10 protein-coding genes are annotated in these 10,525 nt (G+C 49.9%); all 10 read right to left on the bottom strand.

Going from position 1 to position 10,525, the window contains the following annotated elements; translation table 11 throughout:
* Positions 1-113: 113 nt before the first annotated feature.
* On the bottom strand, positions 114-1,451 hold the full coding sequence (locus G7Y51_RS08260; RefSeq protein ID WP_165176396.1) for a cobalamin-dependent protein: 1,338 nt from the start codon (positions 1,449-1,451) through the stop codon (positions 114-116).
* A 100-nt stretch (positions 1,452-1,551) separates the two neighbouring features.
* Positions 1,552-2,403 (bottom strand): formyltransferase family protein, encoded by an 852-nt coding sequence (locus G7Y51_RS08255; protein ID WP_165176394.1) that lies wholly within the window; start codon positions 2,401-2,403, stop codon positions 1,552-1,554.
* Positions 2,404-2,422: 19 nt separating this feature from the next.
* Entirely contained in the window at positions 2,423-3,055 is a 633-nt protein-coding gene (locus G7Y51_RS08250) for a sugar O-acyltransferase (RefSeq protein ID WP_165176392.1), read from the bottom strand.
* Positions 3,056-3,065: 10 nt separating this feature from the next.
* Positions 3,066-4,250: an FkbM family methyltransferase gene (locus tag G7Y51_RS08245; protein ID WP_165176390.1), complete on the bottom strand. Its 1,185-nt coding sequence runs from the start codon at positions 4,248-4,250 to the stop codon at positions 3,066-3,068.
* 20 nt (positions 4,251-4,270) lie between these two features.
* Complete coding sequence (locus G7Y51_RS08240) at positions 4,271-5,116, bottom strand: AAC(3) family N-acetyltransferase (protein ID WP_165176388.1); 846 nt, start codon at positions 5,114-5,116, stop codon at positions 4,271-4,273.
* Positions 5,117-5,173: 57 nt separating this feature from the next.
* The gene (locus G7Y51_RS08235; RefSeq protein ID WP_165176386.1) at positions 5,174-5,923 is read right to left on the bottom strand and encodes an SDR family oxidoreductase; all 750 of its coding nucleotides are present in this window, start codon (positions 5,921-5,923) and stop codon (positions 5,174-5,176) included.
* A gap of 28 nt (positions 5,924-5,951) precedes the next feature.
* Positions 5,952-7,268: an FkbM family methyltransferase gene (locus tag G7Y51_RS08230; protein ID WP_165176384.1), complete on the bottom strand. Its 1,317-nt coding sequence runs from the start codon at positions 7,266-7,268 to the stop codon at positions 5,952-5,954.
* Positions 7,265-8,827, bottom strand: coding sequence for an amino acid adenylation domain-containing protein (locus G7Y51_RS08225; protein ID WP_165176382.1), 1,563 nt, complete (start codon positions 8,825-8,827; stop codon positions 7,265-7,267). Before G7Y51_RS08225 ends, G7Y51_RS08230 begins: the two co-directional genes overlap by 4 nt.
* Positions 8,818-9,633 carry an alpha/beta hydrolase-fold protein gene (locus G7Y51_RS08220; protein ID WP_165176380.1) on the bottom strand — a complete coding sequence of 272 codons (816 nt, stop codon included), beginning with the start codon at positions 9,631-9,633 and terminating at the stop codon, positions 8,818-8,820. Before G7Y51_RS08220 ends, G7Y51_RS08225 begins: the two co-directional genes overlap by 10 nt.
* Positions 9,630-10,517: a hypothetical protein gene (locus tag G7Y51_RS08215; protein WP_165176378.1), complete on the bottom strand. Its 888-nt coding sequence runs from the start codon at positions 10,515-10,517 to the stop codon at positions 9,630-9,632. Before G7Y51_RS08215 ends, G7Y51_RS08220 begins: the two co-directional genes overlap by 4 nt.
* Positions 10,518-10,525: the final 8 nt, after the last annotated feature.

Genomic DNA, 10,525 nt, shown 5'->3' with positions numbered 1-10,525 from the left:
AATTGCCTGGCTGTTGCTTTTCCATCAAGATACGCATGAACAGCCTTGGTTCGGATTTCTTCAGATGCAAATTTCATCTCTGCAATCTAAACGATTTCTAAATAAAATAAAAGTCAAATTGCTCTAGTAACGACTTTAGGAGAGAGAAAAGTAATGGGTGTTTTGGGATGTGGCCGCAGACGAATATTTTCTAACGGCATGCGCCAGGGGTCTTCAATGGAAAAAGGCAACTTTCTTATCAAGTCAACGGTATCCTGGAACACTTCTTCTGTTTCATAGCAATTTCCACCAATAAGATGAATGCCAGTAAACAAGTTTGTTTCAAAACACAATTTAGCAAATTCAAGCAGGTGTGAATTTTTTAGTTGGCGATGATATTGCTCTCGCGCGAATTTTTCCGAGCCTGTTTGAAAACCTACCCCTGTACCAACAAGACCTGCATCTACAAGGCTATAAAAAACATCTTCATGTTCAAGCATATAGTCATAATTGATATAACAAAAAAATGTCTTTCCTATATGTTTTTTGTAAAGTTTGCAAAATTCAAGTGTTTTTTCACGAGAAAGGCCGAAATATTCATCCACAAACCATATGTGCTGCGGCTTTTCAGGCATTTTTTTTAGTTCTTCAACAACTTCATTAACGTCTCTATTCCGCCGTTTGTATACCTTAGCTCCGTCATCTTTATATAAAGATGACCATTGCCCACCAGAACAATAGGTGCAATGTCCTATACAACCACGTCCAAAATAGGTAAAATAGATGCCTCCATTGACTTCCGGATCATAATAGCGATACATGACCCCATTTTTGATAAAAGAAAAATGTCGATGCCCGTGCAAGGGTTCACCGTATTTGCTGAGATTTTTTTCTTGCGGGCTCATAGTATTTTTTATATACCCCCCCCTATAAAACCAGACAGTATTACATACCGAGTATTTTTGCTCATTGGGCCTCCGGGTGCGTTTTTCTTCTTCCACGCAATCCATCAGACCGGCAAGCGCTTCTTCCCCATCTCCCCGGATGACACAATGAAAACCTCCATCCAGATAAAGCTCCGGTTCAAGTGTGGGGCCAAACCCTCCGGCAACCAGCAGGGCTGAGGGGACGGCGGCCTTACATACAGGCACAAGGACAGGAATCAACCAATTATTCGTGCTGCGCGCGGAAAAGCCTATCACGTCTGGGGCCTCAGCCTGTAAAATCCTGGCAAGCAGATCCGTATCATCCTGCCCGATTTTATATTGAGTAGCTCTGTTCACCATCAAGACGCCACGGCTATATGACTGATAGCCCTCATGCCCTTCAAGCGGCTCTTCTATTGAGATGTACTCACCGGACTCCAAAAGAATCCCATGGACCTCATGACCTTTTGCAAGCATATACGAAGCCAAAATACGTGTACCCAGATAAGAAGTTTCATATGCATTGATAAAGCAAATTTTAGCCATTTGTATATATCCTATATAGTTACTTGGTGTAGGTTAACATATTTATACATTATACATCATGATAATATATTCCTATATATCACTTTTGTTGATATTATTTTTATCTTTCTGATATTTCAAATATATCTGTCAACATAAATATATCATTTACTATAATATTGTTTTCTTTAGAAAATTTTTTCTCATATTTTTTACTATTATCTATTTTAAAATATTTATTCCATCCATAATACTTACCATTAAATAAAATTTTTGGTAATCCTAAATTATAGAATGGACCATAATCCATTGCACGCAAAAAATTCCATATTTTTGAATTGGACCATCTTGATTCAAGGATACCATTTCCTGGAACATCTTTTTTATAATGTATTGATCCCTCTTTTTCCCATGTATTAGACTTGATATCTATATTACCATACAAAATATTGTATATATTTTTTCTTAAAACATTCACGGCTAAATCTGACTGCTTTTCTAAAAGTTGTATTGATGTTGTTGTATCAGTAATTGGTAAAGATTCTTGGAATATAATATTCCCTGTATCAATACCACTATCAACAAAATGCCAAGTTATGCCTGTTTTCAAATTATTGTCATATATAGCCCATGCTTCAGCATTCATTCCTCTATGATGTGGAAGCAAGGAATTATGATAATTAATAATATCTACATTAGTAGAAGATACTAAATCTTTTGGAAAAAGAAAATCATTATTAGCGCTTAAAACAAGAATTCTGCCTTTTTGTTCAAAAATGGCATATATGTCTTCAATATTCCAATTTTTATATGGAATTCCAAGTAAATGCGCCCTTCTTTCAGAAAAAGATTGATGCATTCGAGATTTTTCTAAAAAACAACAGGCAATACCAAGACCATGAATTAAAGCTGCACAGGCCAGGGGTGTCCTTCCATAACCAAGGATATATATTTTGTCATAGAGATAATGCATTGTATGAATGTAAATCCTATTATCCAATTTCCCGTGCCGGGTTGCCCATCACTTTGACGCCGTCCCCCACATCCTTCATCACCACACTTCCAAGGCAAAGATAGGCGTCATCCCCAATGCGCACATGGGGCGCTATAGCGACATTGCCGCCTACAAACACGCCACTTCCCAGGGTTACGTTACCCATAATATTACAGCAGGCCGACACAGTGCTGTAAGCGCCCACGCGCACGTCATGGCCAAGCCCTGTCCCCAACAGAGTGACAAAATCGCCAATTTCCACATTGACCGACATGCTGAAACCGCCATACACAATCACCCCTTCCCCTATTGTATTGTGCCGCCCCAGATAGGCGTAGGGGTGGATGACGGTTTCAAACGCAGCGCCCCGTGCCTTGAGCAGGGGAACAAGTTTGCGCTTGGCCGCAGGGCTGGCAATGCCGAACGCAAGCACGTCATTGGGCTTCGGCATATACTCCATAATTGTTCCCACAACGGAAAAGCCGCACGTCTTGCCGTACAGAGGATCTCCCGTATCGTCGAGAAACCCCATGATGTTCCAGCGCGGCCCGGAGATCGCGTGAATGTCGAGGATGAGGTTCAGCAGTTCGCGACCGAAGCCACCGGCGCCAACGATGTACAAATCCTTCATCCCGCAACCTCTATGCGTACTTTTGATTGAGCCTTTCCGGGGGCACGCAGTAGCAGGTATAGCTGAATTGTTCCTGATACGCACGCAGGAAAAAGCGATAATCGCCAACCATGTTCTTGACCATCAAGGGCAATTCCCAAAGATCAAAAGGATGGTGATACACACACAAAGCAAGCACAGGCCGCGCGCTCTGAATGAGCGCACGACCTCCTTGCAGGGCAAATGCCTCGTAACCTTCAATATCGAACTTAATCAGGGTGGGGTTGACGCCGCGCAGTGTTTCGTCCAGAGTGACGGACTCCACAGAAGTTGTTCCATCCGGGTTGACCATGGACCCCATCGTACCCCCGGCATCAAAAAAGATCGTCGCGCGTTCGTGCCCTACAGCATTTTGATGAAGATGAATCTTGCCATAAAAATTCGCGGGCAGTTTCTCCGTATAGGCGAGCAGTTGACTGAAATTGCCAGGATCAGGCTCAAACGCATGATATTCTTTCAGGCTTCCCCCTACATCCAGAAAATCCCGCAAGGTATCACCGGTATACGCGCCGCAATCCACAAACACTTCATCAGGAGACAGCGTATACACATCCTCAAAATACTCCCGTGAAACCGATACTGGCATCAATGTATCAGAACACAAAAGATAGCGTTTCAAAATTGCACAAAAAACGGCTTGGGAAAGCGAATCTTCAAACAGCCCAAAGGCGGCCTCCACTTTTTTTCGATTTCGAGGAGATGCCGCCAGAAATGTTTTGCGGTAAACATCAAAAGCCCGACTTTTTTTATCGCCTACAGGTAAAAATTCGCCAAGTTGGCGAAACGTGATCGTATTATTGATATGTGTTGCGGAAAGATGGGAAGCAACATGGGAAAAAAGCTGTGAAGCCAGCTCACCTGTCGCACAAATAACAAAAAGTGCATGCGGTAAAATTGATGTAGCTTCATCAATTGAATGTGATCGAAGATTACTCACCACTTCCATAGGTGATTTTACATCATTGCAAAGAATAAGAGGAATATTGGGAACCGTAATTTTAAGAAGCGTAATATAGTCACGAGCATTTCCATTGGGTGGATACAAAATAATGCCATCTTCAGGACGCCACAGAGAACCAAAACGGCTGCGACTGGAAGGCACAGGATTTACTCTGGCCGCTTCATGCGAATCAAGTATTGCTTTGATGGGAAGCATTTCTTTTCTCCTGTTTCATTCTACCTGACGCTGACGATGCGTTCCTTACCGGCGTTGTAGGTTGTATCTTTCCTGCCGGCATCAAAGGAGCCGTCCGTCAGGCACAGCGGATCTTCGGCCAAAAGCTGCGAGATGGTCGCATACGCGTCTTTTTCGCGGAAACAGCACATCTGCCCGTCCCCCACAGCTGTTGTCCGCAACTGGCCGCGCGCCCGCATGGCGTCATGGACAACCGGTTTGGGATTCAGCCGGCAATTGGCATAGGTGGAATACAGCCAGACGCGACTCGGAGCGACATTTCCGCCATCCACAATGGTCCCGGTAAATTCCCGATTGTAGCGGTAGGGAACGCCGATAACCGCTTCCATATAGTGCGTGTAGGTGAAGCAAGCGCGCATGTCCGCCCCAAAAAAGAGAAAGTTGACCTCTTTTCCGCACCGGTGCAGCCTGTCGTAATTGGAATCCGCGCCAATGGAATACGGGCCGAGGTTGTCAACAAGGTCAAGCGCGTCACCCAGGACATAGACGGACAGCAAGGGATCGCGGGAGCGCCGTCCCCGCCCTGTCTTGCGCGCGTATTCATTGAGCGCGCCCATGGGCGTACGGCTGTTGCGCACGTCAAAAGGCTCATTATTGCAAAAGCTGAACGTGAAGGTCGGGAATACCAGCGTGGCGACGCCCAGGTTTTCGACAAGCCCCAGAAGCTCGGCCAGCAACGCGCTCCGCTTGAGAGCAGGCAGGCCGAACGTCATGTCCGTATGGATATACAGCACATCGCACTCCGCCGCGCCGATATCCAGAAGGGCCGCACGCATTCGGCCCGCGTTCACTTCTTCTTTGTGGCTATGGAACAAAACGCTGTTCATCTTTTTCTCCAAAAACAGAAAGCCTTTTTGAAATGAAGTTCAGTCTGTCTGCCTGCGTTAAAAATGAGGAAAATGTTCCCCACCGTCCACATTAATAATCTGTCCTGTAAGATATGAAGCATCTTCAGAAATTAAAAAACGAACGATACGCGCTACATCATCCACAGTTCCTGGATGAAGAAGCGTAGAAGGGTTCCATGAACCATCTAAAGGAGCATCAACAAATGTTGTTTGGACAATACGAGTTGGAAATGACCCCGGAGCAATGACATTAACTCGAATATTTGGCGCTAATTCATTGGCCAAAGTAATACCAAGAGCATTGATTGCTCCTTTGCTGCCGCAATAATGCGGCTGGTATTTCTTTCCTGTAATTACAGCAATGCTTGATGTTAAGAGAATATTACGAAGCGATTGCCCATTGACTTTCTTTTTGAGAAGAGCACTGATGATTTCCGCAGCGGAAAAGTAGTTGACGTTCATCACCCGCAGGCCCACGGAATATTTTGTTTTTGCCATGGGCAACACTTCCGTCATACCTGCAAAGTGGACAAAGGCTTCAACCGGCAACGCTCGTGCTTTGAGCAGTTCCGTAAGGGCGGCCCCGACGGTGTCCGCCTTTTCCAGATCAAAGGGAAAAAGCGCCACATCCGCGCCATTGCGCGCGCAGGCTTCCCCCACAGCGGCCAGGCGCGCCTCGTCCCGCCCGTGCAAAACAAGATTGCGGGAAGTACTGAGCAGTTTGGCCGTGGCCTCGCCCATACCTGAGGATGCGCCGGTGATCAGCGTATAGTCGGTTGCGTGCATAGCTTCTCATTTACCTTACAGTTTCAACCTATTGATTTCGTTTTGCAAACAGGACAGGTTCGGCTTCACAGCGAAACCAGAATGTATAGTCTGGACAAAGACTTGCAAGAAATTCTGGTATCTGCCAAAAATCATCTTTTTTATGATAAAGCGCTATTGCGCAAACTGGAGACTGGTTTGCAATAGTTCGTTTTGCCCCATGAAGCATCTGCATTTCAGAACCTTCAATATCTGATTTGATAAAATCAATATCCAAACCTGTATTTGTACAAAAATCATCCAATGTTATTGATTCAACTGATATGAGAGAACTATCTGTTGAGCTTGCAGAGACAAGCGATGCTCCGGAATTACTGTGTGGATTGAGAGCAATGGAAAACGTGGATTTACGATCGGAAAGCGCCAGAGGCACTATTTCAACATTCTCGCAATGATTAAGCTCCATGTTCTTTCTGGCGAAGCACGCTGATTCGGGGACAGCCTCAAAAGCAAAAACCTTGCCGCTTTCTCCAACTTTTCTGCTGAAATAACAGGCCGTATCGCCGATAAAGGCTCCGGCATCGATCACCACGTCTCCGGGGCGAGCCTCCACGACTCCGGCAATGGCATACTGCTCATACACGAAAGTATCTCTGTAGAAAAACTGGCGCACATCTTCCCGGCATCCTGCAAGGATTGGAAAATCATACGTTGCGGCCTCTCGTTGCCTGCGCCATCCGGCTGTCCGCACCGGAGGCATGACGGGATAGCAGTTTTCAACGCCCCTGAAGACATGCGCCTTGATGCGCTGGCGCAGAAACGTGGCGAAAGAGTCGCGTGAGATATCGTCTCCCAGCGCGTTCATGAAGGTTTGTATCCAGGCCCCGTGCTCCTCCACATAATACTGACGCGCTTCGCCGATTCGTCTGTTCAACAGAGCCACATAGTCCGCGGGGGCCGGGGAACATGCCAGATCAACGTGAAATTCTCTGGCAAACAACTGTTGCAAACGGGCAATCCGGGCCTGGATCTCTCCCTCAATATCCTGAGGAACCGGCGCCGCCATCCTTCCGGAACCCAATGCAAAAGGTGAAAGATTCAGGCCGGAACACATTGCAAACAGCACTGCTTCCCGTGTCCGGTCTTCTCCGGATAACGCATATATGGGTATTGCGGAAAGAGCGGCTGCAAAAACGGCATCGGCAGGGTCTGATTCGTCATGTATGGCATAGGAAACATATTTATGGGGGGATCTCGCAAGCACAGTCTCTTCAGAATCAAGAGAAAGCATATACACATGTCTGTCATACGCCATATTGCGCACAAACTTTTCGATCTTCTTGAATGTGGATTCCAGAACGTTCATGCGGCGCTTCCTTTCGCAAACGAGAGCGTATCAATATGTTCCTTCAGGAACTGGCGATCGATTTTGCCGTTTCTGTTTCGCGGCATTTCCGGAAGATATGTGTAGACTGAAGGCACCATGTACCGGGGTAAAACCTCGCCGAGCCTGCGGCGCAGTTCTTTCTCCGGCAGTGGCGAGGCCGCCTCGCAAACCAGAACAATCCTTTTGCGTTCCGGATCGTAGAGCGCGCAGCAGTTGGGCGCGAGCTTGAGGGTGTTGACCGCCACATGTTCGATTTCCGCCAGTTCGATGCGATACCCCATGTGCTTGATCAGGGTGTCCTTTCTTCCCCTGAAGACCAGTTCTCCGTATTCGTTCCAAGCGACGATATCGCCTGTACGGTAGACGGGTTCGGGGTACGCGGTGTTGAGCGGGTTCTGGACAAAGGCGGCGGCCGTTTTTTCCGGATTGTTGTAATAGCCTGCCGCCAGGGAGGAGCCGCGCACGCAGAGTTCCCCTTCCACACCGGGTTGATCCGGACGCACAGGCTCATCATTGGCATTCAGGACCAGAATGGCGGTATTCCGGAAGGGTTTGCCGATGGGAATCGGCTCATCGTCGCGCAGATCACGCTGGACGACATGGTACAGGCAATCCAGTGTGATTTCTATCGGCCCGTAAAAATTGGCAAAGGTGGTTTGCGGCAACATTGCGCGCCAGTAATTGAACTTGGCTGTGGGAAAGACCTCGCCCGCAAACCAGGCCATCCTGAGATCCGGCAGGGAAACACGGGCGAGCAGATCCATGTTGGCGATGTTGACCATGATGGTCGGCACCCAGAAGAGAAACGTCACCCGCAACGCGGCCATAAGCTCCAGCAGACGGACAGGAAAGGCCGCGTGGCTTTCCGGCACAAGCACCAGCGTAGCACCCCTGGCCATGAGCATGCACAGCTCAAAACTGAAGATATCAAAAACCGCCGGCGAGAGACTGGCGACAACTTCCCCCTTGCCCACAAGCCCGGCTTCGCACACAACCTCGGTGAAATCGATGAAACCGCGGTGCGTGAGGGCTACGGCCTTGGGCGTGCCGGTGGACCCGGAGGTATTGATGACGCACAAAAGGTCAGTGTCGATGCACCGTTCCCGCACGGCAAGCACCGCCGCGCGTTCCTCCCCATCGAGATCCGGCCCAGCGGCGGGCAGCGCCCATATGCGGCCGACTCCCGGTGGCAGGGTTGACGGCCGCTCCGCCTCCGTCACAATCAGGGCGGGCCGGGTCTGTTCCAGAATGTTCAGCAGCCGTTGTTCCGGACTTTTGACATCCAGATTCATGTACGCGTTGCCGCTGTAGAGAATGGCCAGATCCGCGACTACGGCGTTCAGGCTCTTGGGCAGATGAACAGCCACAACAAGGCCGGTTCGTCCCTCGATCTGTTGACTGATGCGGGCGGCCACAGCAAGAACGCGCTCGTACAGACGCTGAAACGTGATGGCGGCGTCGCCGTCATGCACAGCGACGCGGTCGGGATGTTCCGCCACTGTGGTTTCAAAATACTGCGTAATATGCGTCAGATACATAAGGAATCCTCTTCTCCGGCATCGGCGGCATGAAAACACGCGCTCACGGCGGCCCGAAACGCGCCCCGCCAGTAAACCGGATCGTGCTCTCCCTCCGACAGGCGCAGCCGCACAGGGCAGCCGTGTCGGACGCACGCGTCCTCCAGCGCTCTGCTCTGCGGCAGACTCAGATAGTCTTGCTCCCCGCAATACAGGCTGATGCGTGGAAAAGGGGAAGCCCCCTCCTTCCGCCCCTTCCGCAGGAGCTGTTCCAGATCGGCGTCGGGCCGTACCCGGCCGCTCCCATCCAGCAAACAACGGCGCATGACACGTTCAAACGCCGCGTACAGGGCGCGTTGAGCACGGTTTTTCATCATCCGATCGTCCGGGGGCACCCGGCAGTCAAACACGCCCGAAATGGCCGCCGCCGCTCCGAACGCGCCGCTGTCCAGCGCCCAGCGGACAGCTCCGAAGCCTCCCATGGACACGCCGATAACGGCATTGTCCTCCGGCCGGCGCGAGAGGGGAAACGCCTCGCGCGCGGCGTCCAGCAGCTCATTGAGAAAATCCGCCTGATTTTCATGACTGGAATTGACAAAGTAGCCGTTCCCCATGCCGGGCGCTATGATCGCCACCTGCTCCCGCTCCACAATCCCGGCCGCATCCAGGCTGTCAAAGAAAAAATCCCCATTGCTCATGGCGCAGTGCAACGCCCACACGGCGCGATACGGCGGCTCCGTCGCCCCAAAGCCATACGGCAGGGCCGCCGCAAGCTCCACGGGCCGAAGCAGCGTTGTGGAAGGCAGGGTTATGCGCAGGCGCATCATGGGTGGTTGTCCTTCTCCACGTTTCGGTCGGACGCGGGCGTCCGGAGCATGTTGTAAATAACAATACCGTCAGATGACTGATTGCTTTTTTGGGCGTGCTTCACGAGCTTTTGACGCGTCGCATCCCTCCATCCAAGAGCACGCACATTCTTTGTGCCCTGTTTTGTGAAATATTCATTCACAAACGTCGAAAGAGCCATGAAAAAGCCTTCTCTGCGATATTCCTTGCGCGTCACATCATAAAGACTATGCAGTGTATTCTTTAACAAGGAAAAATAACGAAGAGAGGCAATTTTCCCGTCGCGCCGCAAAACCGCGACCTGGCCACGGAGAATGTTTTCCCGAATGGCGTCCAGCTCCGGCAGATTGTCCGCCACAAGATCAAATTCTTCCTTCAGAAGCGCCAGAATTTCCTCGGCGTCTTCAGGATTGGCAAAGGACATGCACTCCCGGTATTCGTCGGCATACGGGCGCATGGCGTTCAACATCTTTTCCGGAGCGCCCTTGAGCTGCATGCGCAACAGCTTTTTGGTCAGTACAAACCCCTGCCGGCGAAACAGTTCCGCCGCTTCGCCTGCCTGCGGTTCCCTGCCCACACACGATCCGCGCAACGCCAGCGGTTCATGGTATGCCTCCACAAGCCGCCCCAGCCCGTCCGCAAGGGCGCTCCCGTCCGCAGCCAGATACAGGCAGTCGTAATAGGTTTCATGATAGGGAATAAGCAGAAACAGCGCCCCTTCTTCCACATGCGTCAGGCACCTCTTCTCCGTCAGCAGGGCGCGAAGCGTGCGGCTATCCAGAAAAAGATTGGTGAGCGTGTACCGGGTCCGTGCCTTCAGGGCGTCATGCGCGGCGGAAAAATGTTCAAATGTGGCATGTTGCATGAAACCTC

Source organism: Desulfovibrio sp. ZJ369 (assembly GCF_011039085.1).
Classification (GTDB): domain Bacteria; phylum Desulfobacterota; class Desulfovibrionia; order Desulfovibrionales; family Desulfovibrionaceae; genus Desulfovibrio.
The sequence above is the reverse complement of the archived record's forward strand: the minus strand, read 5'-3'. Positions and strand labels throughout refer to the sequence as shown.